At 73.1% G+C, this 25598-nt stretch carries 19 protein-coding genes and 1 pseudogene; 11 read left to right on the top strand and 9 right to left on the bottom strand.

Going from position 1 to position 25598, the window contains the following annotated elements; all coding sequences use genetic code 11:
• Positions 1-5 precede the first annotated feature (5 nt).
• From ccrA to ACH4MY_RS03505, 3 genes are all read right to left on the bottom strand, one after another.
• A complete protein-coding gene (gene ccrA / locus ACH4MY_RS03515) occupies positions 6-1343 on the bottom strand; it encodes a crotonyl-CoA carboxylase/reductase (RefSeq protein ID WP_397996845.1) in 1338 nt (445 codons plus the stop codon).
• A 387-nt stretch (positions 1344-1730) separates the two neighbouring features.
• Complete coding sequence (locus ACH4MY_RS03510; RefSeq protein WP_397996842.1) at positions 1731-2558, bottom strand: TetR family transcriptional regulator; 828 nt, start codon at positions 2556-2558, stop codon at positions 1731-1733.
• A 115-nt stretch (positions 2559-2673) separates the two neighbouring features.
• Positions 2674-4455, bottom strand: a complete 1782-nt coding sequence (locus ACH4MY_RS03505; protein WP_397996839.1) for a 3-hydroxyacyl-CoA dehydrogenase family protein — start codon at positions 4453-4455, stop codon at positions 2674-2676.
• Positions 4456-4802: 347 nt separating this feature from the next.
• Between ACH4MY_RS03505 and ACH4MY_RS03500 the strand changes: the two genes are divergently transcribed.
• Positions 4803-5405, top strand: a complete 603-nt coding sequence (locus ACH4MY_RS03500) for a HEAT repeat domain-containing protein (protein WP_397996836.1) — start codon at positions 4803-4805, stop codon at positions 5403-5405.
• 87 nt (positions 5406-5492) lie between these two features.
• On the opposite strand, the pseudogene ACH4MY_RS03495 reads toward ACH4MY_RS03500, so the two are convergent.
• From ACH4MY_RS03495 to ACH4MY_RS03485, 3 genes and pseudogenes are all read right to left on the bottom strand, one after another.
• Positions 5493-5894: pseudogene (locus tag ACH4MY_RS03495) on the bottom strand (RidA family protein); the annotation flags it as partial.
• Between the two features lie 78 nt (positions 5895-5972).
• Positions 5973-7634 carry an alpha/beta hydrolase gene (locus ACH4MY_RS03490; protein WP_397996833.1) on the bottom strand — a complete coding sequence of 554 codons (1662 nt, stop codon included), beginning with the start codon at positions 7632-7634 and terminating at the stop codon, positions 5973-5975.
• A gap of 116 nt (positions 7635-7750) precedes the next feature.
• On the bottom strand, positions 7751-8782 hold the full coding sequence (locus ACH4MY_RS03485) for an Rv2578c family radical SAM protein (RefSeq protein ID WP_397996831.1): 1032 nt from the start codon (positions 8780-8782) through the stop codon (positions 7751-7753).
• 192 nt (positions 8783-8974) lie between these two features.
• Between ACH4MY_RS03485 and ACH4MY_RS03480 the strand changes: the two genes are divergently transcribed.
• Together ACH4MY_RS03480 and ACH4MY_RS03475 are read left to right on the top strand one after the other, a co-directional pair.
• Positions 8975-9418, top strand: coding sequence for an SRPBCC family protein (locus tag ACH4MY_RS03480; RefSeq protein WP_189834665.1), 444 nt, complete (start codon positions 8975-8977; stop codon positions 9416-9418).
• A gap of 253 nt (positions 9419-9671) precedes the next feature.
• The gene (locus ACH4MY_RS03475) at positions 9672-12125 is read left to right on the top strand and encodes an MFS transporter (protein ID WP_397997400.1); all 2454 of its coding nucleotides are present in this window, start codon (positions 9672-9674) and stop codon (positions 12123-12125) included.
• 16 nt (positions 12126-12141) lie between these two features.
• On the opposite strand, the gene ACH4MY_RS03470 is transcribed toward ACH4MY_RS03475, so the two are convergent.
• Positions 12142-13416 (bottom strand): hypothetical protein, encoded by a 1275-nt coding sequence (locus ACH4MY_RS03470; protein ID WP_397996828.1) that lies wholly within the window; start codon positions 13414-13416, stop codon positions 12142-12144.
• 172 nt (positions 13417-13588) lie between these two features.
• On the opposite strand from ACH4MY_RS03470, the gene ACH4MY_RS03465 reads away from it, so the two are divergent.
• From ACH4MY_RS03465 to ACH4MY_RS03440, 6 genes are all read left to right on the top strand, one after another.
• The gene (locus ACH4MY_RS03465; protein WP_397996826.1) at positions 13589-15364 is read left to right on the top strand and encodes a hypothetical protein; all 1776 of its coding nucleotides are present in this window, start codon (positions 13589-13591) and stop codon (positions 15362-15364) included.
• 96 nt (positions 15365-15460) lie between these two features.
• Complete coding sequence (locus ACH4MY_RS03460; protein ID WP_397996823.1) at positions 15461-16294, top strand: M55 family metallopeptidase; 834 nt, start codon at positions 15461-15463, stop codon at positions 16292-16294.
• A complete protein-coding gene (locus tag ACH4MY_RS03455) occupies positions 16287-17621 on the top strand; it encodes a M20/M25/M40 family metallo-hydrolase (RefSeq protein ID WP_397996821.1) in 1335 nt (444 codons plus the stop codon). The genes ACH4MY_RS03460 and ACH4MY_RS03455 overlap by 8 nt, the downstream gene beginning before the upstream one ends.
• Positions 17622-17663: 42 nt before the next feature.
• Positions 17664-19667: a prolyl oligopeptidase family serine peptidase gene (locus tag ACH4MY_RS03450; RefSeq protein WP_397996818.1), complete on the top strand. Its 2004-nt coding sequence runs from the start codon at positions 17664-17666 to the stop codon at positions 19665-19667.
• An 85-nt stretch (positions 19668-19752) separates the two neighbouring features.
• The gene (locus ACH4MY_RS03445) at positions 19753-20733 is read left to right on the top strand and encodes an LD-carboxypeptidase (RefSeq protein WP_397996815.1); all 981 of its coding nucleotides are present in this window, start codon (positions 19753-19755) and stop codon (positions 20731-20733) included.
• 209 nt (positions 20734-20942) lie between these two features.
• Positions 20943-22748 carry a CocE/NonD family hydrolase gene (locus ACH4MY_RS03440; protein ID WP_397997398.1) on the top strand — a complete coding sequence of 602 codons (1806 nt, stop codon included), beginning with the start codon at positions 20943-20945 and terminating at the stop codon, positions 22746-22748.
• Between the two features lie 39 nt (positions 22749-22787).
• On the opposite strand, the gene ACH4MY_RS03435 is transcribed toward ACH4MY_RS03440, so the two are convergent.
• Together ACH4MY_RS03435 and ACH4MY_RS03430 are read right to left on the bottom strand one after the other, a co-directional pair.
• A complete protein-coding gene (locus ACH4MY_RS03435; protein WP_397996812.1) occupies positions 22788-23891 on the bottom strand; it encodes an adenosine deaminase in 1104 nt (367 codons plus the stop codon).
• A gap of 55 nt (positions 23892-23946) precedes the next feature.
• Positions 23947-24729, bottom strand: a complete 783-nt coding sequence (locus ACH4MY_RS03430; RefSeq protein ID WP_397996809.1) for a GntR family transcriptional regulator — start codon at positions 24727-24729, stop codon at positions 23947-23949.
• A gap of 177 nt (positions 24730-24906) precedes the next feature.
• On the opposite strand from ACH4MY_RS03430, the gene ACH4MY_RS03425 reads away from it, so the two are divergent.
• Positions 24907-25158 (top strand): DUF1049 domain-containing protein, encoded by a 252-nt coding sequence (locus ACH4MY_RS03425; RefSeq protein WP_397996806.1) that lies wholly within the window; start codon positions 24907-24909, stop codon positions 25156-25158.
• Entirely contained in the window at positions 25155-25505 is a 351-nt protein-coding gene (locus tag ACH4MY_RS03420; RefSeq protein ID WP_397996803.1) for a hypothetical protein, read from the top strand. The genes ACH4MY_RS03425 and ACH4MY_RS03420 overlap by 4 nt, the downstream gene beginning before the upstream one ends.
• The last annotated feature ends 93 nt before the right edge of the window (positions 25506-25598 follow it).

The raw sequence follows: 25598 nt of genomic DNA, 5'->3' as shown, positions 1-25598 counted from the left end.
CGGGCTCAGATGTTGCGGAAACGGTTGATGGCGTCGATGTGCTGGGCGCGCATCTCCGGGTTGCGCACGCCGAGGCCCTCCTCGGGGGCGAGCGCGAGGACGCCGACCTTGCCCTGGTGCAGGTTGCGGTGCACGTCGTGGGCGGCCTGGCCGGTCTCCTCCAGGGAGTAGACCTTCGACAGGGTCGGGTGGATCTTGCCCTTGGCGACCAGGCGGTTGGCCTCCCACGCCTCGCGGTAGTTGGCGAAGTGGGAGCCGATGATGCGCTTGAGCGACATCCACAGGTAACGGTTGTCGTACTCGTGCATGTAGCCCGAGGTGGAGGCGCAGGTGGTGATGGTGCCGCCCTTGCGGGTGACGTACACGGAGGCGCCGAAGGTCTCGCGGCCCGGGTGCTCGAAGACGATGTCGATGTCCTCGCCGCCGGTGAGCTCGCGGATGCGCTTGCCGAAGCGCTTCCACTCCTTCGGGTCCTGGGTGTGCTCGTCCTTCCAGAACTTGTAGCCCTCGGCGTTGCGGTCGATGACCGCCTCGGCGCCCATCGCCCGGCAGATGTCGGCCTTCTCGGGGGAGGAGACGACACAGATCGGGTTGGCGCCGCCGGCCAGGGCGAACTGCGTGGCGTACGAGCCGAGGCCGCCGCTGGCGCCCCAGATGAGGACGTTGTCGCCCTGCTTCATGCCGGCGCCGTTGCGGGAGACCAGCTGGCGGTACGCGGTGGAGTTCACCAGGCCGGGGGAGGCGGCCTCCTCCCAGCTCAGGTGGTCCGGCTTCGGCATCAGCTGGTTCGACTTGACGAGGGCGATCTCCGCCAGGCCGCCGAAGTTGGTCTCGAAGCCCCAGATCCGCTGCTCGGGGTCGAGCATCGTGTCGTTGTGGCCGTCCGAGGACTCCAGCTCGACCGAGAGGCAGTGTGCGACGACCTCGTCACCGGGCTTCCACGAGTTCACGCCGGGGCCGGTGCGGAGCACGACTCCCGCGAGGTCGGAGCCGATGATGTGGTACGGCAGGTCGTGGCGCTTGCTGAGGTCGCTCAGCCGGCCGTAGCGCTCCAGGAAGCCGAAGGTCGAGACCGGCTCGAAGATCGACGTCCAGACCGAGTTGTAGTTCACGGAGCTGGCCATGACGGCCACCAGGGCCTCGCCCGGGCCGAGCTCGGGCACCGGCACGTTGTCGAGGTGCAGCGACTTGCGCGGGTCCTTGTCGCGGCTGGCGAGCCCGGCGAACATCTCCGTCTCGTCCTTGTGGACGGTGACGGCGCGGTACGACTCGGGGAGCGGGATGTTCGCGAAGTCGGCGGACGTGGAGTCCGAGGACTGGATCGCGTCCAGGATGTCCTTCACGGGGTTGCCTCCGGCGGTGCGGCGTCCTGAGGGGGAACGCACTGAGGGGTTACGTCTGGGGCTGCTGCTGTGGAGGTGTGCCGTCGGTTCGGCGGGGGTGGTGCGGCTGCGCCTGGTGGGCGCTGAGGGTGCCTGTGACGCAGGCGTCCGGGCGCACAATCACGATCGCTTGTGGGGACAGCCGGCGCACGAGGAGAACTCTGCGCGCCGACCGCCCGGACAACATCAACGTATGGCACCGCGTGTCACGTGACAAGGCACTGCGTGCCAACAATTTCACTCAGATGCAATCTGCTGGTCACAGATGAGCGATGATCGATCGAACCGCAGGTCAAAACGGGTAAAGGCCGCCCCGGAGTGGGGCGGCCTTCGTCCTGCGGAGGGGTGTCAGTTCTTCGTCAGCGCCTGCTGGATCGTGCGCATGACCTCGTCGAGCGGCGCGTCCGTCCGGGCCACCGCGACCACCACGTCACCGTTCGTGGAGGCCCGGACCGCCGGAGCCGGCTCGGTCTGCGCGGAGGACGAGGAGGGGGCCGGACGGCCCGCGCCTATGCCCGAGCCGAAGGTCTCCCGGACGATCGCGAAGGCGTGGTCGAGCTGGTCCTCCACATCCCCCTGGCCCCCCGCCCGCAGCCAGCGGCGCAGCACGTGGTTGTGGGCCGTGACGACCGCGGAGGCGGCCACCTCGGCGAGCAGCGGGTCGTCGTTGCCGTCGTGGTGGTCGCGCTCGTCGAAGTGGCCGAGGAGATAGCGGGTGAACAGCCGCTCGTAGCGGGCCACCGAGGCGATCTCCCGCTCCCGCAGGGTCGGCACCTCACGGGTGAGCCGGTAGCGCTCCACCGAGACGGCGGGGGACCCCGCGTACATCTTCATGACTTCCTTGATGCCCCGGCACACCGTGTCGAGCGGGTGCTCGTGCGGCGGGGCCGCGTTCAGCACCGCCTCCGCCCGCACCAGGGTGTCGTCGTGGTCGGGGAAGATCGCCTCTTCCTTGGAGCGGAAGTGGCGGAAGAACGTCCGCCGCGCGACCCCGGCCGTGGCCGCGATCTCGTCGACCGTCGTGGCCTCGTACCCCTTGGTCGCGAAGAGTTCCATCGCGGCGGTGGCGAGCTCCCGGCGCATCTTGAGCCGCTGGGCGGCGGCACGAGTGCCCGCCGCGCTCTCCGGAGCGTCGGACGGGGCGGTGGCACGGGGTGTCTTCGCGGCCTTGGGCATGGTCCGAACGTACTGCATCGGAGGGGGAGTGTGCCCAGGTGGGGGCAGGGAGACCCCCGGCGCACCGACGGTGCCCGGGGGACTCAGCAGACCGCCCCAGCCGGCCGCTCCCGGCTCAGCGTCGGGCATATTCGCGGAAGCCGCGCCCCGTCTTGCGGCCGAGGCAGCCCGCCGCCACCAGGTGCTCCAGGAGCGGGGCCGGGGCGAGACCCGGGTCGCGGAACTCGCGGTGCAGCACCTGCTCGATCGCGAGCGAGACGTCCAGACCGACCACGTCGAGCAGCTCGAACGGGCCCATCGGGTAGCCGCCGCCCAGCTTCATCGCCGCGTCGATGTCGTCCAGGGTCGCGTAGTGCTCCTGGACCATCTTGATCGCGTTGTTCAGGTACGGGAAGAGCAGCGCGTTCACGATGAAACCGGCCCGGTCGCCGCAGTCCACCGGGTGCTTGCGGATCCTCGTGGTGACCTCGCGGACGGTGGCGTGGACGTCGTCGCCGGTCAGCACCGTACGGACGATCTCGACCAGCTTCATCGCCGGAGCCGGGTTGAAGAAGTGCATCCCGATGACGTCCTGCGGGCGCGAGGTGGCGCGGGCGCAGGCCACGACCGGCAGCGAGGAGGTCGTGGTGGCGAGCACCGCGCCCGGCTTGCAGATCTTGTCGAGCCGCGCGAACAGCTCCTGCTTGACCTCCAGGTCCTCGGCGACCGCCTCCAGGGCCAGATCGACGTCGGCGAAGGCGTCGAGGGTGCCCGCCGGGGTGATCAGGGCCAGCGTCGTGTCACGGGCCTCGCCCGTCATCCGGCCCTTGTCGACCGAGCGGGCCAGCGACTTCGCGATCCGGGCCTTGGCCGTGTCCGCCTTCTCCTGCGAGCGGGCGGCGAGGACGACCTCGTACCCGGCCTTGGCGAAGACCTCGGCGATACCGGAGGCCATGGTGCCCGAGCCGGCGACGCCGACCGAGCGGATCTCACGGCCGCCGGCGGCGTCCGCCGAGCCGAGCGGGGTGAGCGCGTCCCGCACGACCTCGCCGGAGCCCGGCGCCTCGTACGTGTAGAAGCCGCGGCCCGACTTGCGGCCGGTCAGGCCGGCCTCGCTGAGCTGCTTGAGGATCGGGGCGGGGGCGTGCAGCCGGTCGTGGGAGTCGGCGTACATGGCCTCCAGGACCGTGCGGGCCGTGTCGACGCCGATCAGGTCGAGCAGCGCCAGCGGGCCCATGGGAAGACCGCAGCCCAGCCGCATCGCCGCGTCGATGTCCTCGCGGGAGGCGTACTTGGCCTCGTACATGGCGGCGGCCTGGTTCAGATAGCCGAAGAGGAGCCCGTCCGCGATGAAGCCGGCCCGGTCGCCGACCGCGACCGGCTCCTTGCCGAGGTCCTGGGCGAGCCGCGTGACGGCGTCGACGGCCCGCGGGTCGGTGAGCACGGAGGAGACGACCTCGACCAGCTTCATGGCCTGGACCGGGGTGAAGAAGTGCAGGCCGAGGACCCGCTCGGGGTGCGCCGAGTCGGCGGCGAGCCGGGTGACGGAGAGCGCGTTGGTGCCGGTGGCCACGATCGTGCCGGGCCGGACGATCCCGTCGAGGGCCCGGAAGACCTCCTGCTTCGCCTCGTACGACTCGGGCACGACCTCGATCACGAGGTCCGCGTCGGCGGCCGCCTGGAGGTCGGAGAAGGTACGGAAGCGGGCCAGGACGTCCTGCCGCTCCTCCTCGGTGATCCGCTCACGGGCCACCGCACGGGCGGTGGAGGCCTCCAGGGCGGCGACGGCCTGGGCGGCGGCGGTGTCGCTGATGTCGATGCCGATGACCTCGCGGCCGGCCCGGACGAGGACATCGGCGATACCGGTGCCCATGGTGCCGAGACCGACGACGGCGATGGTGGAGAGAGGGGTGTCCATCAGGGGACTCCAGAGAGGAAGAGTGACGACTGAGGGCAGTACGTGCGAGAGCGGTACGTACAGGTGGTGCCGCTGAATTGCGCGCGGAGAGGTCGCGCGGAGAAGTCGCGGGCGATCACGCGGGAGAAGGCCCGAAGAAAGGGCGGTGCCCGGTGAAAGGGCGACGGACTCTGTCCCGGAGCCGTCGAAACTGCCGAACCGACAAACACCCACAACGGCTGCGTCACCAGGCCGTTGTGAGAAGCGGGGGGTGTCCCGCTCACCTGAGACTAACCGGCGGGTAACGAGCGCGCCAGTCCCGGGAAGTTGAGGAAAATGTGATCTGGATCGCGGATAGGCTCGGATTCATGGAATACGCCGAGGATCCGGAATTCTGCTCGATGATCGATCGATTGCGCGACGAGATCGAGAATGACACCGGAGAGGTCCCGGCGGCATTCGAGCGCCTGGCGGAAACCGTCGACCCGGAGGAACTGCACCATGTCCTCACCGCGCCGGGTCAGCCCCTCTGGGCCCGCGAGATCGCGGCCTACGCCCTCGGCGTCGCGGGAGACCCGCGCGCCTTCGAGGCGCTCGTCCTCCTCCTCAACCACCGTGACTCCGAGCGCTGCGTCACCGCGGCCCACGCGCTGACCCGGCTCGGCGACCCGCGCACCGCCCGCGCGGCCGCCGCCCTCGCCACCAATGAACTCCGGGCCGCGTACGCCCTGCTGCCGGTCCGGCTGCTCGCCGACCTCCGCGCCCCCGAGTCCGTGCCCGCCCTGATCACCGTCCTCGAACGGCGACTGCCCGCCGACGACCCCCACTGGCGGGTCGGCCTCGCCTGCGTCGAGGGCCTCGGCACCCTCGCCGACCCCCGGGCCCGGCCGGCTCTGGAGGCCGCGCTCCCGCACCCGCGGCTCGGCGCCGCGGCGCAGCGGTCACTCGGCCGACTCGGCACCGCCGACTGACCGCAGACGCGGACGGGGGGCGGGGGAACCGGCGGAGTCGGTGACCGGTGTCCGCTCGGGGACCCGCTTCGCGGCCCCCTGCGGCCTCCGCTCCGGTACGAGTGCGAACGCCTCGATCTCCACCAGCAGTTCGGGGCGGACGAGCGCCGACACCTGTACCGCCGAGCTCGCCGGCAGCGGCGCCCCCGCGAAGTGGGCGTCCCGCGCCTCGCGCACCGCGGGGAGGTGGGCCACGTCCGTGACGAAGTACGTCAGCTTCACCACGTCCTCGAACCCGGCGCCCGCCGCGGCGAGGCAGCGGTCCAGGTTCGTGAAGACCTGACGGGCCTGGGCCACCGCGTCACCCTCCCCGACCACCGCGCCCGAGGCGTCGAGCGCGCACTGGCCGGATATCGCGACGAAGCGGCCCGTCCCCCACACGACATGGCTGTACTGCGGGCTGGCGGCGATGCCGTCGGGAGCGGGGACGTGGGTGAGGTGGCTCGTCATGCCCCACATCCTCGCGCACGCCACTGACAGTGCCCGCGTCCCGGGGGGCGCGGGCACTGCCGACGGTGAGCGGCCAGGTCAGCGCACGTGGCCGAGGAACCCGTGCAGGGTGTCGCCGGCCGCCCCGGCCGCCCCGGCCGCCCCGGCCGGTACGGCCCCGACGGACCCCGCCGGCGCGGGCAGGGTCCGGGGGGCGGCCTTCTTCCCGGCCGGCGGCGCCGGGGGCTCGGGCTTCGGCTCCGGGAGCGCGGCGCAGACCGCGTCCACCTCGGACTCGCCCTCGCCGCGCGGCACCCTGCCGGTGGCGAGATAGGTGACCAGGTGCTCGTCCAGGCAGTCGTTCCCGCCGAAGGACACCCCGTGGTTCCCGCCGCCCTCCTCGACGACGAGGCTGGAGCCGCGCATCAGCCGGTGCAGGGCCACCCCGCCCTCGTACGGGGTCGCCGCGTCGTCCGTCGCCTGGAGGATGAGGACCGGCGGCACCTGGTCGTTCGTGACGTCCGGCGGGGTCAGCGGCTCCACCGGCCAGAACGCGCACGGAGCGTTGTACCAGGCGTTGTTCCAGGTGGAGAAGGGCGCCTTCGCGTGCACGTCCCAGCTGTCCTTGCGCCAGACGTTCCAGTCGCGGGGCCAGGCCGCGTCCCGGCACTGCACGCTCGTGTAGACCGAGTAGCCGTTGTCGGCGGCCGCGTCCGCCTCCCCGTACCGCTCGTAGGCCTCCGTCAGCGGCACCGCGTCGGCGTCGTTGACGTACGCGGAGAACGCCTTCGCGAGGCGGGGCCAGTAGCCGTTGTAGTACCCGCCGGGCAGGAAGGTGTCCTCCAGCTCGCCCGGTCCTACCTTCCCGCCGGCGGGGGTCGCGCGCAGCGCGTCGCGCATCCGGTACCAGGCGGCCTCCACCGCCTCCGGGTCGGTGCCCAGCCCGTACACCTCGTCATGTCCGGCCACCCAGGCCATGAAGTCCTTGTGGCGGGTGTCGAAGGCGTAGTCCTGCGCGATGTTGTCCTCGTACCAGACGCCGTGCGGGTTCACGACGGAGTCCAGCGCCATGCGCCGCACCCGGTCCGGGTGGAGCCGTGCGTACACGGCGCCCAGGTAGGTGCCGTACGAGTAGCCGAGGTAGTTGATCTTCTCGGCGCCCAGCGCACGCCGGATGACGTCCAGGTCGCGGGCGGTGCTCACGGTGTCGATGTACGGCAGCACGTCCGCGTACTTCTTGCCGCAGGCCTCGGCGAAGGACCGCGCCCGCTCGACCGCGGTCCGCTCGGCCTCGGCGCCGGACGGCACCGAGTCCGGCCGGACCGGTGCGAAGTGGCCGGGCTTGCAGTCGAGCGCGGGCTCGCTCTTGCCGACCCCGCGCGGGTCGAAGCCGATCACGTCGTACTCGGCGGCCACCTTCGGGGGCAGTGAGGCCGCCACGTACCCGGCCATGCCGCGCCCGCTGCCGCCGGGGCCGCCCGGGTTGACGAGCAGCGGTCCCTGGAAGGTCTCCGCGGTGTGCGGGATCCGGGTGAGGGCGAGCGTGACGGTCCGTCCGGCCGGGTCGTCGTGGTTGAGGGGCGCCTTCACGGTGGCGCACTGGAGCTTCGGGTACGCCTTCGTGGCGCAGTCGGTCCAGGCGAGCGGGGGGAGCGGGCGGGGGGCCGGTTCACCGGCATCCGCGGGGGTGGCGGGCAGGACGGTGACCGTCCCGGCGACCAGCGCTCCTGCGGCGATCAGCATTCCTGCGCGTGGGGTCATAGGGCGTTTGTGTCCCGAACCGGCGTGGAGAGGACCTGTTTCGCCGAGAGTTGACCCGAACGGAGGGGGATCCGACGGCGTGTCAGGTGACCGGTCCGATGATCCGAGGAAAGTGCTCAGAGGAGGGTGAGCTGCTCCGGGGCGGCCGCCGGGGAGGGCTCCTCCGGTACGGGCGCCCGGCGCGCCGCTCCCCGCTGCGCGGGTCCGATGCCGAACTCGGCCGCCAGTTCGTGCACCTGACGGGTGATCCGGCGCTGGTACCAGGTGGGCGCGTAGGCCCCGTCCGCGTACATCCGCTCGTACCGCCGCACCAGACCGGGGTGGTGGTGCCCCAGCCACTGCATGAACCACTCGCGGGCGCCCGGCCGCAGATGCAGGACGAGCGGGGTGACCGAGCTCGCCCCGGCCTCGGCGATCGCGCGGACCGTGTCGCGCAGCTGCTCGGGCCGGTCGCCGAGGAAGGGCACCACGGGGGCCATCAGGACCCCGCAGTCGATGCCGTGCTCGCCGAGGGTGCGGACCACGTCGAGCCGGCGCTGCGGGGACGGGGTGCCGGGCTCGACCGTGCGCCAGAGCTCCCGGTCGGTGAAGCCGACGGAGACGGAGATGCCGACCTCGGTGACCCGGGCCGCCTGGGTGAGGAGCTCCAGATCGCGCAGGATCAGCGTGCCCTTGGTGAGGATCGAGAAGGGGTTGGCACGGTCCCGCAGGGCGGTGAGGATGCCCGGCATCAGGCCGTACCTGCCCTCGGCCCGCTGGTAGCAGTCGACATTGGTGCCCATCGCTATGTGCGCGCCCTGCCAGCGGGCGGAGCCGAGCTGGCGGGCCAGCACCTCCGGGGCGTTGATCTTGACGACGATCTGGGAGTCGAAGCCCAGCCCGGTGTCGAGATCGAGATAGCTGTGCGTCTTGCGCGCGAAGCAGTACACGCACGCGTGCGTGCAGCCCCGGTACGGATTGACGGTCCACTCGAACGGCATCCGTGAGGCGCCGGGCACCCGGTTGAGGACCGAGCGGGCCCGTACCTCGTGGAAGGTGATGCCCCGGAACTCGGGGGTGTCGAAGGTGCGGGTGGTCACCGCGTCCGTGCCGAACAGGGCGATGTCGGCGGGAGCGGCAGGGGTGTCGCCCAGATTGTCCCAGCGCATGGACGCCTCCTCGGTGGCTCTGCCTCGACTGGTGCCTCGGCTCCGCCCGGGGTCCGACGTGACCCCGGCTCGACCGTTCGGTCAGAATAGAACATCTGTTCCCTTGATCGCCGCAACCCGGATTTCGCGCCCCGGAGCCCACGTGGTTCGCTTGGCCCACACCCCTGAGGAACCACGAGCTGGAGGAAGTCAATGGCGCAGGTCGAGGCCACCACCGAACGGATCATCGCCGCGGACGCGGAGACGGTGTTCGACGCGCTGGCCGACTACAGCGGCACGCGCGCGAAGCTGCTCCCCGAGCACTTCAGCGAGTACGAGGTGCGCGAGGGCGGCGACGGTGAGGGCACCCTCGTCCACTGGAAGCTCCAGGCCACCAGCAAGCGCGTCCGCGACTGCCTCCTGGAGGTCACCGAGCCGACCGACGGGCAGCTCGTCGAGAAGGACCGCAACTCCTCCATGGTCACCACCTGGATCGTGACCCCCGCCGGCGAGGGCAAGTCCAAGGCCGTCGTCACCACCGTCTGGGACGGCGCCACCGGCGTCGGCGGCTTCTTCGAGCGCACCTTCGCGCCCAAGGGCCTCGGCCGGATCTACGACGCCGTCCTCGCCAAGCTGGCCGACGAGGTCGAGAAGTAACGCCCGGAGCGTTCACCGATTCGAGTGGATCGCCCGCACCCCCACACCGGCGCCCCCGCGCACCGGGGGGCGCGGGCCCCCTCGTAAACGCGCTGATGAGCGACCCAAGTGCGCCGTGACGCGGGGACGTTCACCTCCCCGGGCGCCACTGTCCTCCCGTACCGCCCGACTTGCTCCCTCTTCGTGCCCAATGCGAAGAATGGCGCGGCGCAGACGCCGTGACGAGGGGAGCAGGCACGTGGGTTCGATCACGATGGCGAAAACCGCCGAGGACACCGAGGACGGGGCGGGCACGGAACCGCTCGCCGCGGGCGGCCCGACCGCCGCGCCGGCCGACCCCGGACCGGCCGAGCACCTCGACCCCCGCCGCGTCCGGCTCGTCTTCTGCGGCCTCATGCTCGCGCTGCTCCTCGCCGCGCTGGAGCAGATGATCGTCGCCACCGCGCTGCCGAAGATCGTCGGCGAACTCCAGGGCCTCGACCGGATGTCCTGGGCGATCACCGCCTACCTGCTGACCTCCACCATCGGCCTGCCGGTCTACGGGAAACTCGGCGACCTCCTCGGCCGCAAGGGCGTCTTCCTCTTCGCCATCGTCGTCTTCGTCATCGGCTCCGGCCTCGCCGGCTGGTCCCGCAGCATGGACGAGCTCATCGCCTTCCGCGCCGTCCAGGGCATCGGCGCGGGCGGCCTCATGATCGGCGTCCAGGCGATCATCGCCGACATCGTCCCCGCCCGGGAGCGCGGCCGGTACATGGGCCTGATCGGCGCCGCCTTCGGCCTCGCCTCCGTCGCCGGCCCCCTCCTCGGCGGCTTCTTCACCGACCACGTCTCCTGGCGCTGGTGCTTCTACTTCAACGTGCCCTTCGGGCTCGTCACCCTCGCCGTCGTCGCCGTCGTCCTCAAACTCCCCAAGCCCACGGCACGCGCGCGTTTCGACGTCCTCGGCGCGCTCCTCCTCGCCGCCGCCTCCACCTGCCTGGTCCTGCTCACCAGCTGGGGCGGCACCGAGTACGCCTGGGACTCCCGCGTCGTCCTCGCCCTCGCCTGCGGAGCGGCCGGAACCACCCTGCTCTTCCTGGTGGTCGAGCACCTCGCGCCCGAACCCCTCATCCCACTCCGGCTGTTCCGCGACCCGGTCTTCACCGTCACCGCCCTCGTCGGCGCCGTCGTCGGCATCGCGCTCTTCGGCGCCGCCAGCTACCTCCCCAGCTTCCTGCAGATGGTCGAGGGAGCCAGCGCCACCGAGTCCGGCCTCCTGATGCTGCCCCTCATGGGCGGCATCGTCATCGCCTCCGTCGTCTCCGGCCAGCTCATCAGCCGCACCGGCCACTACAAGATCTACCCGGTGGCCGGCGGCGCCGTCTCCGTCCTCGGCATGTGGCTGCTCTCCCGGATGGACGTCGACACCCCCCGCCTCCAGCACAGCCTCTGGCAGGCCGTCCTCGGCACCGGCATCGGCCTCGTCATGCCGGTGCTCGTCCTCGCCGTCCAGAACTCCGTACGCCCCGCCGACCTCGGCACCGCCACCAGCGCCCACACCTACTTCCGCCAGATCGGCGGCAGCATCGGCGCCGCCGTCTTCGGCACCCTCTTCGCCTCCCGGCTCGACGACGCCCTCGGCGACCGGCTCGCCGGCGTCCTGTCCGACGGCGCGACCGCCCTGCCGCCCGCCGAGTCGATCACCCCGCAGACGGTGCACACCCTGCCGCCCGCCGTACGCGACGCCTACATCCAGGCCTACGCGGACGCGATGCCGCGCATCTTCCTCTACCTCGTGCCGGTCCTCGTGCTCGGCCTCGTCCTCGCCTTCTTCCTCAAGGAGAAACCGCTGGTGACCCACCACAGCCCCACCACCGAGGCCACCGGGGCCGACGACTTCGGCGGCGTCCAGGCCGTCCCGCACGCCCGCCACGCGGCCCCCGCGGCCACCCCCGTCGCCCCGCCGCACTCCGGTCTCCCCGTCTGCGGCACCGTCCAGCACCACGACGGCAGCCGCGTCCCCCGCGCCGCCCTCACCCTCATCGACGTCCAGGGGCGGCAGGTCGGCCGCGGCGCCAGCGGCGAGGACGGCCGGTACGCGCTCAGCGTCCCCGGCGGCGGCGCGTACGTCCTCATCGCGGCGGCCGGCGGACACCAGCCCCAGGCCGTCTCCGTCACCGTCGGCGACCGGCCCGTCGAGCTCGACGTCGTCCTCGGCGGCGCCGGGCGGCTCGCGGGCGCCGTCGTCACCGCCGACGGGACGCCCGTACGGGACGCGGCCGTCACCCTCACCGACGTACGCGGCGAGGTCGTCGCCTCCACCCGCACCGGCCGCGAGGGCGGATACGTCATCTCCGACCTGGTCGCCGGCGAGTACACGCTCGCCGCCAGCGCCCCCGCCTTCCGGCCCGCCGCGCTCCCGGTGAGCGTCCAGGCCTCCCGCGAGACCCGCCAGGACATCGAGCTGGCCGGCGGCGCGGTGCTGCGCGGCACCGTACGGGCCGGCGGCGGACGCCCCGTCGAGGACGCCCGCGTCACCCTCCTCGACGCCGCCGGGAACGTCGTCGACACCCTCACCACCGGGGCCGACGGCACCTTCCGCTTCGTGGACCTGTCCTCCGGGGAGTACACGGTCATCGCCGCCGGCTACCCGCCCGTCGCGACCGTCCTCCAGATGGCCGGCGGAGGCCGCACCGAGCGCGACCTCCAGCTCGGCCACCAGGACTGAGGCCGCCCCTCGGAGGTCAGGAGGCGGTCGACGCCCTGCGCAGCGTGCTGATGCAGGAGCTGATCGCCTCCTGAAGGGCTTCGAGGCGCTGGAGCATGTCGTCCTCGAAGATCTCCTCCTCGAGGACCTCGTCGAGCGTCAGCTCCTCGAAGACCTTCGTCGCCTTCTGCAGGCTGCTGTAGAACTTCGTCCGCCGCTCCTGGACGCGCAGCGCCGGATCCTCCTCGACCGCCTTGGCGACCAGGCCCTTCACCGCGTCGTACGCCTCACCGGCCCACTCGCCCGCCTCCTCGGAGTCGTCGAGCTCGTCGAGGAGCGAGAGATGCCGCTCGGCCTCGGCCCGCAGCCCGGCCGGTGCCTCCACGGTCTGCCCCGCGGGGGTCTTGATCTGGCCGTTCTCGACGATCTGGCGCACATAGCCGATGCGGTCGGCCGCCTTCGCCTCGCTCGCCACCGCCTTCTTCAGATCGTCGGTACGCGCGATGGCGCGGGCCATCTCGGTCTGGAGGGCCGGGTCCTCCTTCATCCGGTCGAGGAGCGCGCCGCGCGCCGCCTCCGCCGTCCCCGGGTCGGCGAGGATCGCGGCCCGCAGCGCCGTCGGATTCTCGGCGACCTCGAGCGCCTTCGTCGGCCGGATGCCCTCCGCCTCGGCCGCCGCGCTGATCGCCTGGCCGCGCACCGACGAGGCGCTGTTGCGGGAGGTGTAGTACGAGAGCCAGACGTCCGCGTCCGGCAGCTCGATGTCCTCACCCGGCACGAGCACCTCGAACTGCGGCACGAGACCGTCGTCGGCCGCCATGTCCCAGGCCTTGTAGTAGCGCATGACCCGCTCCGGCGAGCACCCAGCGAGCTCGGCGAAGGCCTTCGCCGAGACCTTCGTCGCCGACCTCCCCTCGGCGGGCTGGCCGCCGGGCCGTACGCTCCGCGCCACCTTGAGCGCGAAGGCCCAGCCGCCGGTGCGGGCGTACACCCCGAAGTCGAGGGCGTCGCGGACGACGACGGGGTCGAGATCGGCGGCGTCCGGGACCTCCGCCTCCGCCTCCGAGCCGTTCTCCGGGGCAGCGGATGCCGCCGGCTCCGCGCCGGCGTCCGGGGCGGCGGGTGCCTCCGCCTCGGTTTCGGGGGCAGCGGATGCCGCCGGCTCCGCTTCCGGGGTCGCGTGGGCCTCCGGCTCCGGCTGCTGTACCCAGAACTCCTCCGGCGCGCCCGGCCGCTCCGCCGTGGGGGGCTCGGGATCGGCGGGCGCGGGGACGGCGGGGGAGATGTCGGACGGGTCGAGGGCGATGGTCACCGAGAACACTCCGGAAGGTCGGGTAAGAGAACTGCGGCCGACAGCCTATACGCACCCCTTGGCGATGTTTCGTCCGATTCCATGCATCGGCCCGCGGAAAACCGCTGGCGCGACGGGCGACCGCGGGCCAGGATGCCGCCATGACCTGCGGAATCGAGTCCCACCCCGCGCGATGAGCGCGCCGTACGAGCGCCCGGCGCTCGCACCCTCCCTGTACGCGTACGCCAAGGGCCTGCGCGACGCCGCACCCGACGCGCCCCTGCCCCACGGCGGCCTCCCGCTGCCCGACGGCGCGTGCCCACCGCGTGACCCGGCCGACGCCCGCGCCGCCCGCGAGGCCCGCCTCGCCCTCCCCGGGCTCCTCCGCCCCTTCCTGGCCGACCCGGACCCCGAGCGGGCCGCCGTGGAGATGGAGCGGGCACTCGCCGCGATCCACGTCCGTGAGGGGGCCGTCTTCGCCGCCGCGGCCGCCCTGCCGTCACCCGAGGATCCCGCCGCCCGTGAACGGGCCCGTGCCCTCGGACGGCACCTGACCAGGCACGGGACGATCACCCGCGCCGTCTCCGCCGGCCTCGGCCTCCTCTCCCGCCTCGGAGAGCCCGAGGACGTGCCCTGCCTGCGCGCTCTCGGCCACCTCGACAGGCTCGGCACGCAGGTCGTCACGGCCCTCGAACCCCTGGACCGGAAGGCCGCCGCCCTGGTGTGGTTCGTCCACCGGACCAGTGGCGAGGAGCTGCGCGGATTCGCCGTCGCCCTGGCCACGGGGGACGAGGCGGCCGCGCCAGACCGGCTCCCCGGGCTCCCGGCCACGCCCCGCGAGCTGGGCCCCGAAGACGCCCGACGCGTCGCCGAGGCCATCGGCCTGCCGGAACTCCTCCGGCGGGAACCGCACCGCCCCGGGCTCCTCGCCCAGGCGCTCGACCTCCTCACGCGCATGTGCGGCGGCCGGTACGACGAGGCCGAGATCCGCAGGTACGACGAGGCCGTCGCGCTGTACGAGGCGGTGGCCGCCCACGCCCACGCACTGCCCCCGCACCTCGACCACCGGGCCCGCCTCGTCACCCTCGCCCTCGGCCTGCACAGCGGCCCCGCGCACGTCCTGCCCTGGCCGGCGGGACGCAGACGGGAGCTGATCACCCTCCTCCTGGACGCCGCGGGGGAGCCCGGGACCCCCGCGGACCTCGAAGGGCGACGACGCGCCGACTGGATCCGCCGTACCGCACGACACCTCCGCGCCGCCCGGCCCGAGGAACCCGCCGACACGCCCACGCTCCGGATCGAGGTCGCCGTCCCCGACCCCGGTGACGCGGACGTCGTCGAGACCCGCTTCCTCGTCGACGGACGCCCCCTCCTCCCCGAGGCCTTCGGACACGGCCCCGGCCAACCGCCCGAAGAGCTCCTCGAAGGCGGAGCGCTGCGGGCCGGACCCGAACCGCACGAGGTGCGGCTCGCCGAGGCGTACTGCACCGAGGGCTGCTGCGGCGCCCTCCACGTCACCGTGCGGCGCGAGGACGCGCACGTCGTCTGGGACGGCTGGCGAAGGCCCTGCGCGCCCCGCTCGGCGCCGGCCCTCCCCGCGTACCGCTTCGACGCCGACGCGTACGACCGCGAGATCGCCCGCGCCGAGCAGGACCGCGACTGGACCTGGCCGGCCCGCCGGACCGCCCGGCTGATCAGCTCGGGGCTGCGCGAACGGCCCGAGCCGCTCGCCCGGTGGGGGCTCGGGCGAGGGTGGATCTCCACGGACTCCCGCACACCCGACACCACCGTCGTCACCTTCACCGGCCCGCCCCTGACCGCCGACGGCACACCCGATACGGAACAGCCGGTACGCCAGTTCCTCTGGCGCGTCCCGGACGACGGAACCCCGCCGGAGGAGCAGGCCGCGGCCGCCCTGCGCCGCCTCGCCGAAGAGGACCCCAGGAGCTATGCGGAACCGCCGGGGTGATCCGTTCCGCCGTCCCGGTGAGTGTCAGTGGTCCACTCCAACGGCGGTTTTCCACAGGGGTGGTGAGGCCGCCGGACGACGCGTACGGTGCCAGACATGAAGATCCTCATCAGCGCCGACATGGAGGGCGCGACCGGTGTGACCTGGCCCGCCGACGTGCTGCCCGGCACGCCCCAGTGGGAGCGCTGCCGCTCGATGTTCACCTCCGACGTGAACGCCGCCGTGCTCGGCTTCTTCGACGGCGGCGCGGACGAGGTCCTCATCAACGAGGCGCACTGGTCCATGCGGAACCTTCTCCTGGAGCGGCTCGACGAGCGCGCCGAGATGCTCACCGGGCGGCACAAGTCCCTCTCCATGGTCGAGGGCGTGCAGCACGGGGACGTCGACGGCATCGCCTTCGTCGGCTACCACACCGGTGCGGGCACCGAGGGCGTCCTCGCCCACACCTATCTCGCCAACTCGATCACCGGCGTCTGGCTCGACGGCGAGCGGGCGAGCGAGGGCCTGCTCAACGCCCATGTGGTCGCGGAGTACGGCGTGCCCGTCGTCCTGGTCACCGGGGACGACCTCACCTGCGAGGACGCCCTCGGCTACGCGCCGGAGGCACCCAAGGTCGCCGTCAAGGACCATGTCTCGCGGTACGCGGCGGTGTGCCGCACGCCGGCCAGAACCGCCGCCGACATCCGGGCCGCGGCCAAGGCCGGCGCCGCGCTCGCCGTGCGCCGCGAACCGGTCCGGGGCGGCCCCTTCACCGTGGAGCTGGAGTTCGACGCCGAGCATCTGGGCGCCGCCGCCACGGTGGTTCCCGGCGTGGCGCGGAGCGGAGAGCGGCGCGTCACGTACACGAGCGAGACCATGTACGAGGCAATTCGCACATTCAAGGCGGTCACGACCATCGTCTCGGCCGCGGTGGAGGAGCAGTATGGCTGAGGAGGTCCGGGGCCCGGACACGACGGCGCTCGACGAGGTGGTCACCTTCACCTCCGAGCTCATCCGCATCGACACCACCAACCGGGGCGGCGGCGACTGCCGCGAGCGCCCCGCCGCCGAATACGTCGCCGAGCGGCTCGCCGCCGCCGGCCTCGAACCCACCCTCCTGGAGCGGACCCCCGGCCGCACCAACGTGGTGGCACGCATTCCCGGCACGGACCCCTCGGCCGAGGCACTCCTCGTCCACGGCCATCTGGACGTCGTGCCCGCCGACCCCGCCGAGTGGACCGTCCACCCCTTCTCCGGAGAGGTCCGCGACGGAGTCGTGTGGGGGCGCGGCGCCGTCGACATGAAGAACATGGACGCGATGGTGCTGGCCGTCGTCCGCTCCTGGGCCCGGCAGGGCATCCGGCCGCGCCGCGACATCGTCCTCGCCTACACCGCCGACGAGGAGGCCAGCGCCGAGGACGGCTCCGGCTTCCTCGCCGACCGGCACGCCGCGCTCTTCGAGGGCTGCACCGAGGGCATCAGCGAGTCCGGGGCCTTCAGCTTCCACCCACAGCCTGGCACCACCCTGTACCCGATCGCGGCGGGGGAGCGGGGCACCGCCTGGCTCAAGCTGACCGCCCAGGGCCGCGCGGGCCACGGTTCCAAGGTGAACACGGCCAACGCCGTCACCCGCCTCGCCGACGCCGTCGCCCGGATCGGCGCGCACACCTGGCCGGTCCGCCTCACCGCGACCGTCCGCGCGGCCCTCGCCGAACTGGCCGCGCTGTACGCCCTCGACATCGACACCTCGGCCCCCGACCTCGACGTGGACCTCCTCCTCGACAAGCTCGGCCCCGCCGCCGCCCTCGTCGCGCCGACCGTCCGCAACAGCACCAACCCGACGATGCTGACGGCCGGTTACAAGGTCAACGTCATCCCCGGTCAGGCCGTCGCCCACATCGACGGGCGGACGCTGCCGGGCACCGAGGAGGAGTTCGCCGCGACCATGGACCGGCTCACCGGTCCGCACGTGGAGTGGGAGTTCCACCACCGCGAGGTCGCCCTGGAGGCCCCCGTCGACTCGCCGACCTTCGCGAAGCTGCGGGCCGCCGTCGAGCGCTTCGACCCGGACGGGCACGTCGTGCCGTTCACCATGTCCGGCGGCACCGACGCGAAGCAGTTCTCCCGGCTCGGCATCACCGGCTACGGCTTCTCGCCGCTCCGGCTGCCACCCGATCTCGACTACGCGGCCCTCTTCCACGGCGTCGACGAACGTGTTCCCGTGGACGCGCTGCACTTCGGTGTCCGGGTGCTCGACCACTACCTGAAGACAGCCTAGGACCGTGACCGTTCGCGCAACAGCCTGACAGGGGGAGTTGAGATGGCCACGACCACGGCCGCCTACGGCAGCTGGCCGTCACCCGTCGACGCGGCGCTCGCCGCCGCCCACGACGGGCGGCCCGAGTACCTCGGCGCCGTCGGCGACGAGCTGTGGTGGACCGCGCCACGCCCCACCGAGGGGGGCCGGCGCGCCCTCGTCCGGCGGCGTGCCGACGGCACCGAGGAGAACGTGCTGCCCGCGCCGTGGAACGTCCGCAGCCGGGTGATCGAATACGGCGGCCTCCCCTGGGCGGCGGTCGACCGCCCGTCGGGCGGACCCCTTTCGGTGTTCTGCCACTTCCCGGACCAGCGGCTGTACGCGTACGAGCCCGACGCCGCGCCCGGCGCCGGGCCGCGGCCCCTCACCCCCGTCTCCGGGACCGGCGGCGGACTGCGCTGGGTGGACCCGGTGATCCACCCGGAGCGCGGCGAGGTGTGGTGCGTCCTGGAGGAGTTCACCGGACCCGCGCCGACCGATGTGCGCCGGGTGCTCGCCGCCGTACCCCTCGACGGCTCGGCCGCCGAGGACCGTACGGCTGTACGCGAACTCTCCGACGGACGGCACCGGTTCGTCACCGGGCCACGGCTTTCCCCGGACGGGCGGCGGGCGGCCTGGATCGCCTGGGACCACCCCCGGATGCCCTGGGACGGCACCGAGGTCCGACTGGCCGAGGTCGCCCCCGACGGCACCTTCCAGGAAGCCAGGACCGTCGCGGGCGGCCCCGCCGAGTCGATCCCGCAGGTCGACTGGGACGCGGAGGGACGGCTGCTCCTCGTCAGCGACCGGACCGGCTGGTGGAACCTCTACCGGGCGGAGCCCGACGCGCACGGCGGTCTGGGGGAGCCGACCGCGCTCTGCCCGCGCGCCGAGGAGTTCGGCGGACCGCTCTGGAAGATCGGGCTGAACTGGTTCACGCCCCTGGAGAACGGTCTGATCGCCGTCGTCCACGGCAAGGGCACCACCGCCCTCGGCATCCTCGACCCCGAGCGCGGCACACTGGCCGACGCCGCGGGACCCTGGACCGAGTGGGCCCCGACCCTCGCCGCCCACGGCACCCGGGTCGTCGGTGTCGCCGCGTCCCCGCACAGCTCCTACGAGCTGGTCGAACTCGACACCCGCACCGGCCGCACCCGGGTGGTCGGCGCCGCGCACACCGACCCCGTAGACCCCGCCCACCACCCGGAGCCCCGCGTCCGTACCTTCACCGGGCCCGGCGGGCGGGAGATCCACGCACAGGTCCACCCGCCCCGCCACCCCGACTTCACCGGGCCCGAAGGCGAGCTGCCGCCCTATGTGATCTGGGCGCACGGCGGCCCCACCGGCCACGCGCCGCTCGTCCTCGACCTGGAGATCACCTACTTCACCTCCCGGGGCATCGGCGTCGCCGAGGTCAACTACGGCGGCTCGACCGGCTACGGCCGGGAGTACCGGGAGCGGCTGCGCGAGCAGTGGGGGGTGGTCGACGTCGAGGACTGCGCGGCCGTCGCCGCGGCCCTGGCCGCCGAGGGCACCGCCGATCCGGCCCGGCTCGCCGTGCGCGGCGGCAGCGCCGGCGGCTGGACGACCGCCGCCTCCCTCGTCGCCACCGACGTGTACGCCTGCGGCACGATCATCTACCCCATCCTCGACCTGCGGGGCTGGGCCACCGACGAGACCCACGACTTCGAGTCCGAGTACCTCCAGGGCCTCATCGGGTCGCTCGACGACGTGCCCGCCCGGTACAAGGAACGTTCGCCGATCGAGCACGTCGACCGCGTCACGGTGCCCTTCCTGCTGCTCCAGGGCCTCGACGACGTCATCTGCCCGCCCGCCCAGGCCGAGCGCTTCCTCGGCCGCACGGCCGGCCGGGGGATTCCGCACGCCTACCTCGCCTTCGAGGGGGAGGGGCACGGCTTCCGCAGGGCCGACACGATGGCGCGTGCCCTGGAGGCCGAACTCTCCCTGTACGCGCGGACCTTCGGCGTCCGGCGGACGGACGTGCCCGACCTGGAGTACCGGACGTGAGCGCGCCGAACCGGAGTACCGGACATCAGCGCGCGCGAACCGCAGCGCCGGACATGACGCCACCCGCCGAACCGGAGTACCGGACATGAGCGCGCACGATTCCGCCGGCCTCGACGTGGCGGCGGCGGCCCGGACGCACGTCGAACCGCTCACCCGGCCCCACCGTCTGCGACCCGGGGCGCGGGTCGCCGTCGTCGCCCCCAGCGGTCCCGTCCCCGAGGAGAGGCTCCGCGCGGGCCTCGACATCCTGCGCGGCTGGGGCCTCGACCCCGTCGTCGCCCCACACGTCCTGGACACCCACGCCACCCTCGGTCATCTCGCGGGCGCCGACCGGGCCCGCGCCCGGGACCTGACCGAGGCCTGGTGCGAGCCCTCGGTCTCCGCCGTGATCTGCGCGCGCGGCGGATTCGGGGCCCAGCGGATGGTCGACCTCGTCGACTGGAGGGCGATCCGGGAGGCCGGGCCCAAGGCGTTCGTCGGCTACAGCGACATCACGGCCCTGCACGAGGCCTTCGCCCTCCGGGCCGGATACGCGACCCTGCACGGTCCCATGGTTGCGGCGGGCACTTTCCTTTCGGACCCGCACACCCAGGAGTCCCTGCGGGCGACGCTGTTCGAGCCCGAGTCGGTGCGGACACTCGGCCTGGGGACGGCGCGGGCCCTGGTCCCGGGCCGGGCCCGGGGTGTGACGCTCGGCGGCTGCGTCAGCCTCCTCGCCGCCGACCTCGGCACCCCGTACGGCCGGCCCTCGGCCCGTGGCGGGCTGTTGCTCCTGGAGGACGTGGGGGAGGAGCCGTACCGGCTCGACCGCGTCCTCACCCACCTTCTGCGCTCCGGGTGGCTCGACGGTGTCGCGGGCATCGGTCTCGGCTCCTGGGCGGAGTGCGGTCCGTACGAGGAGGTGCGGAAGCTGCTCGCCGACCGGCTCGGCGGGCTGGGGATTCCGGTCGTGGAGGAGCTGGGCTTCGGCCACAGCGAAACGGCGCTGACCATGCCGCTCGGAGCGGCCGGCGTGCTCGACGCGGAGAAGGGCACCCTCACGCTCGACGTGCCGGCTCTGCGCTGAGTCCGACGTGCCGGCTCTGCGCAGAGTCCCGACGTGCCGGCCCGGCCGTGGCTCGGAAACCCGGTCGTGGCCGGCCCGCGGCCTTCACTGAATCTCCGTCAACAACCTTCGTTCGGCTCATTGACGGGGTCTGACACGTGTCACACGATGGGCGCTGCCCGGTACCTACCAGTCGGTACGTGACCGGGTCACTCGGCGTCGTCCTCAGCGTGGAGGTCTCTGTGTCCCGTGCCGTGCCCCGAACCCGCAAGACCCTCGCGCTCGTGGCCGGAGCGGCCGCGCTCGCCGTGTCGCCGGCACTCGCCGCTCCCGCCGCTCCCGCCGCGGGAGCCGAGGCGGGATCCGCGACCGTTGCGTACACCGTCACCCCGCTCCGGTTCACCGTCGAGGCGGGCGGACGGAGCTGCGCCGTCGACGCCGACCTCTACCGGCCGGCCGGAGTGGACGCCGCGCACCCCGCGCCCGCCGTCCTCGCCACCAACGGCTTCGGCGGCAGCAAGAGCGACGGCTCCACCGACGCCATCGGCAGGGCCTTCGCCGAGCGCGGCTACGTGGGCCTCGTCTACTCCGGCCTCGGCTTCGGCGCGTCCGGCTGCCTGATCTCCCTCGACGACCCGGAGATCGACGGCCGCGCCGCCGCCCGGCTCGTCGACTTCCTCGCCGGCGGCCGGACCGCCGACGACGGCACCCGCGTCGACTTCGTCACCCGGGACGGCGCGGGCGACCCGCGCGTCGGCATGATCGGCGGCTCCTACGGCGGGGCCGTACAGCTCGCCGCCGCCTCCGTCGACCCCCGGATCGACGCCCTCGTCCCCCTCATCACCTGGAACGACCTCGCGTACTCCCTCGCCCCCAACGCCGCCGACCGCGCCACCCCCGGCGTCTTCAAATGGCAATGGGCCAACGGCTTCTATCTGATGGGCGAGGGGCAGCCGCTGCTCGTCCCCTCCCTCGACCCCAGCCGGATCAACTCGCTCGGCTGTCTGCACTTCGTCACCGACGCCTGCGCCACCGTGCGGCTCCTCAACTCCGGCAGCTACCCGAAGGCCGAGACGGAGAAGATGCTCGCCTACGCCCGCAGCGTCTCGCCGGTCTCGTATCTGGACCGGGTCACCGCCCCCACCCTGATCGTCCAGGGCCAGGCCGACACCCTGTTCACCCTCAACGAGGCGCGGGCCACCTACGACCGCCTGCGGGAACGCGGCGTCGACACCCGGATGATCTGGCAGTCCTGGGGGCACAGCGGCGGACAGCGGCCGGGCGAACTCGACCTGGGGCAGGGGAACCTGGAGAGCAGTTACGTCGGGCAGCGCGTCCTCGGCTGGTTCGACCGCCACCTTCGGAAGAACCCGGGCGCGGACACCGGCCCCGCGTTCGCCTGGTACCGCGAGGGGCAGAGCGGCTACGGCACGGCGTCCGGGGTGCCGGCGCTCAGCCAACGGCTGTACCTGTCCGGTGACGGCAAGCTCGTCGACAACCGCGCGAAGGTGGCGCGGGGCTCGCGGACCTACAGCAACTGGCTTTTCGCGACGAGCCATTCGGAGTCCTCGCTCGCCGGGACGATCGGACTGCCCGACCCGGAGCCGTACGACACACCGGGCACCCACCTCGGCTGGACCAGCGCCCCGCTCACCGGACCCGTCGACCTCGTCGGAGCCCCCAGGGCCACCCTGAAGGTGGTCTCCCCGGCGACCGAGCGGGTCCAGGGCTCCGGTGACGCCGCCGACAAGCTCGTGCTCTTCGCCAAGCTCTACGACCTCGCCCCCGACGGCACCAAGACCCTGGTCAACCGGCTCGTCGCACCGGTGCGGGTGCCCGACGTCACCCGTCCCTTCACCGTCGAGCTGCCCGCCGTCGTCCACCGCTACGAGGCCGGTCACCGGCTGGAGCTGGTGATCGCGGCGAGCGACACGGCGTACTCCGGCAACCGCGGCGTCAAGCCGGTGACCGTCGTCAGCGCCCCCGAGGAGACGGGGACGTTCGAACTGCCCCTGGTGCGGGGGCGAGTGGGCTAGACCGCCTCCCCCGGATCGTGCCCGGCCCGGAAGGGCGACCTAGCCCGAGACGGCCCGCAGCGCCGTGTAGCCCGGGCGGACGACCTCGTCGATCAGCCGCTGCCGCTCCGGCAGCGGCAGGAAGGCGGCTTCCAGGGCGGCGACCGTGAACTCCTCGAAGACCTCCGGGCCGTACCCGAAGGCGTCCACCATGTGCTGGAACTCCTCGCTCATGGTGGTGCCGGAGACCAGCCGGTTGTCGGTATTGAGCGTGATCCGGAAGCCCAGGCGGCGCAGCTCGTCGATCGGGTGCGAGGCGTAGTCCTTCGCGGCGCCCGTCTGGAGGTTGGAGGTCGGGCAGACCTCCAGGGCGATGCGGTTGTCCCGGACGTACGAGGCGAGCCGGCCCAGCGTGCCGTCCTCGGCGATGTCGTCCGTGATCCGCACGCCGTGGCCGATCCGCTCCGTGCCGCAGACCTGCACGGCCTCGTGGATCGACTCCGCGCCGACGGCCTCGCCCGCGTGGATCGTGAAGTGGCAGTTCTCCCGCTTCAGGTGCTGGAAGGCGGGCAGGTGGCGGGCCGGCGGGTTGCCGATCTCGCCGCCGGCGATGTCGAAGCCGGCCACGCCCCTGTCCCGGTGCGCGACGGTGAGCTGCGCGATCTCCAGCGAGCGGTCCGTGTGGCGCATCCCGGTCAGCAGGGTGCGGACGGTGATGCGGCCGCCGGAGCGGTGCTCGCCCTCGCGGAATCCGTCGTTGACGGCCTCGACGACCTCGTCGAGGCTCAGACCGCCCTCCAGGTGCTGCTCGGGGGCGTAACGGATCTCGGCGTAGACGACACCGTCCGCGGCCAGGTCCTCGGCGCACTCGGCCGCGATGCGCGTGAGCGCCTCGCGGGTCTGCATCACCGCGCAGGTGTGGGCGAAGGTCTCCAGGTAGCGCTCCAGCGAACCGGAGTCGGCGGCGTCGCGGAACCAGAGCGCGAGCGCGGCCGGGTCCTCGGTCGGCAGCGCGGTGTAGCCGCACTCCCGCGCGAGCTCGACGATGGTCGCGGCGCGCAGCCCACCGTCGAGGTGGTCGTGGAGGACGGCCTTGGGGGCCCGGCGGATCCACTCGGAGACGGTGGTGGCGGCAGGCGTGGCAGGGTTGTCAGACAAGTGCATGGCGGGGAAGTGTACGCCACGCCGCCCCCTCCGGCGGATCAGGGGCGGGCGCGACCTAGTGGGACTGCAGCACCGGCAGCGCGGGAGCGCCCGTCGGCAGCATGTGCTTGGCGGCCAGGATCGGGGTCTCGCCGACCCGCACCACCTGGGTGACGAGCACGGCGGGAGTGTCCGCCGGGCGCCCCAGCTGCTCCCCGCGCCGCCGTCCGAGCAGCGTCGCCGTGATGCCGCTGTGCGCGCTCAGCGCCGTCTCGCGCGAGGCGCCCACCAGCACCGACAGCATGGAGACGGCGGGTCCGTGCCCGGCGCCCCCGGCCGGCGCCGGGGAGTCCTTCTCCGCCGCCCGAAGGGCCCGGGCGAACTCGGGATGCACCCGGTCGAGCAGCTCGTCGGCCGCCGCCCACTCGTGACTCAGGGCCGCCGCCACACCCTCCCCGGCCAGCACCGACTCCCAGAACCGCAGCTCGGCGCGGGCCGGTGCCAGCAGGTGCTGGGTGGTGAAGTCGGTCGGTTCCTCGACCGTCCGCAGCAGCGCGCGTACCCGGAGCGGCGTGCCCGCCCCGATCAGCTCCTCGAGGGGCTGGACGTGCTCGAAGCCGCGCCGGGGCGGCCGGTCGTTCACGGTGCGGCCCACCCCGCGCCGTACGGTCAGCACACCGTCCTCCTGGAGCAGCAGCAGCGCCTCGCGCAGGGCGGGCCGGCTCACGCCCAGCTCGGCGGCGAGCTTCGGCTCCGAGGGGAGGGTCGACCCCGGCGGATAGGTGCCGTCGTGGACGGCGTCCGCGATCCGCTCGTAGAGCGCCACGACCGGTCGCCGCCGCTGTCCGCTGACCGCCACGGCCGCTCCTCGTCTGTCTCCGCCGGTGTCCGGCACCTACCGTAGTCGGCCCACGTTGTCTGACAAGTCACCCGTACGGCTCCCCTCGCCGTCACGGTGGGGCTCCACGCGCCCCATTCTGGTCCCACGGCGGTGGCCGGGTACGACCGACGGCACGACGGAGGAGAGGGCCGGGCAATGAGTCCCAACGAGACGTCACGGACAGCGGGCGGGGGCAGGTCCCGGCTCGCCGAGGCCCTCACCCCGAGCCGTATCGGGATGATGGCGCTCGCCGTCGTCACCCTGGTCTTCATCTTCGAGAACACCCGCGAGGTCAGGATCCGCCTTCTCATCCCCGAGGTCTCCATGCCGCTCTACCTGGCGCTGCTCGCGACCGCGCTCCTCGGTGCCGCCTGCGGCTACTACGCCGCCGCCCGGGGGCGGAAGTGAGGCGGCGTGCGGTCGTCGGCGCGGGTGCGGTCCTCGCGCTCGCGGCCGTCGCCGTCACCTCGACGGAGGAGAGTGCCGCGGCCGGCGACGACGCCGGGACCCGCCCGATGCCGGACTTCCTCGACCGGGGTCTGTGGCGCGTCCTCACCCGGCTGGACCGCCGTACCCGGCTCGCCGTCCACGATGTCAGCGGGCGCGACCGGCGGGTGCTGTGGCCGCCGCGCTGGCAGGTCTGCACGCAGTACCCGGCGGCGGGCACGGACCTCGACCGCCGGACCACCGTCACGATCGGAGTCGTGCGCAAGGGGGAGACCTGCCCGCCCCGCGTACGCACGGCACGGCGCTGAGGGCCTGGCTTCCGCACGGCGCCGCCGGCCCCGCGACGCACGGCGCGGCGTCGACGGCCCGGCGTCCGTGCGCACGCGGGGCCGACGGCCGGC

It is taken from the genome of Streptomyces sp. NPDC017246 (genome assembly GCF_044331325.1).
Classification (GTDB): Bacteria; Actinomycetota; Actinomycetes; order Streptomycetales; family Streptomycetaceae; genus Streptomyces.
This window is presented reverse-complemented; position numbering and strand designations above follow the sequence as displayed.

Excerpts from the sequence above, each read along its gene's own strand:
- ACH4MY_RS03460 (WP_397996823.1), top strand. The coding sequence starts at position 15,461 with ATGAAGATCCTCATCAGCGCCGACATGGAGGGCGCGACCGGTGTGACC.
- ACH4MY_RS03450 (WP_397996818.1), top strand. The coding sequence starts at position 17,664 with ATGGCCACGACCACGGCCGCCTACGGCAGCTGGCCGTCACCCGTCGAC.
- ACH4MY_RS03435 (WP_397996812.1), bottom strand. The coding sequence starts at position 23,891 with ATGCACTTGTCTGACAACCCTGCCACGCCTGCCGCCACCACCGTCTCC.
- ACH4MY_RS03500 (WP_397996836.1), top strand. The coding sequence starts at position 4,803 with ATGGAATACGCCGAGGATCCGGAATTCTGCTCGATGATCGATCGATTG.
- ACH4MY_RS03445 (WP_397996815.1), top strand. The coding sequence starts at position 19,753 with ATGAGCGCGCACGATTCCGCCGGCCTCGACGTGGCGGCGGCGGCCCGG.
- ACH4MY_RS03465 (WP_397996826.1), top strand. The coding sequence starts at position 13,589 with ATGAGCGCGCCGTACGAGCGCCCGGCGCTCGCACCCTCCCTGTACGCG.
- ACH4MY_RS03455 (WP_397996821.1), top strand. The coding sequence starts at position 16,287 with ATGGCTGAGGAGGTCCGGGGCCCGGACACGACGGCGCTCGACGAGGTG.
- ACH4MY_RS03510 (WP_397996842.1), bottom strand. The coding sequence starts at position 2,558 with ATGCCCAAGGCCGCGAAGACACCCCGTGCCACCGCCCCGTCCGACGCT.
- ACH4MY_RS03485 (WP_397996831.1), bottom strand. The coding sequence starts at position 8,782 with ATGCGCTGGGACAATCTGGGCGACACCCCTGCCGCTCCCGCCGACATC.
- ACH4MY_RS03480 (WP_189834665.1), top strand. The coding sequence starts at position 8,975 with ATGGCGCAGGTCGAGGCCACCACCGAACGGATCATCGCCGCGGACGCG.
- ACH4MY_RS03490 (WP_397996833.1), bottom strand. The coding sequence starts at position 7,634 with ATGACCCCACGCGCAGGAATGCTGATCGCCGCAGGAGCGCTGGTCGCC.
- ACH4MY_RS03425 (WP_397996806.1), top strand. The coding sequence starts at position 24,907 with ATGAGTCCCAACGAGACGTCACGGACAGCGGGCGGGGGCAGGTCCCGG.
- ACH4MY_RS03505 (WP_397996839.1), bottom strand. The coding sequence starts at position 4,455 with ATGGACACCCCTCTCTCCACCATCGCCGTCGTCGGTCTCGGCACCATG.
- ACH4MY_RS03475 (WP_397997400.1), top strand. The coding sequence starts at position 9,672 with ATGGCGAAAACCGCCGAGGACACCGAGGACGGGGCGGGCACGGAACCG.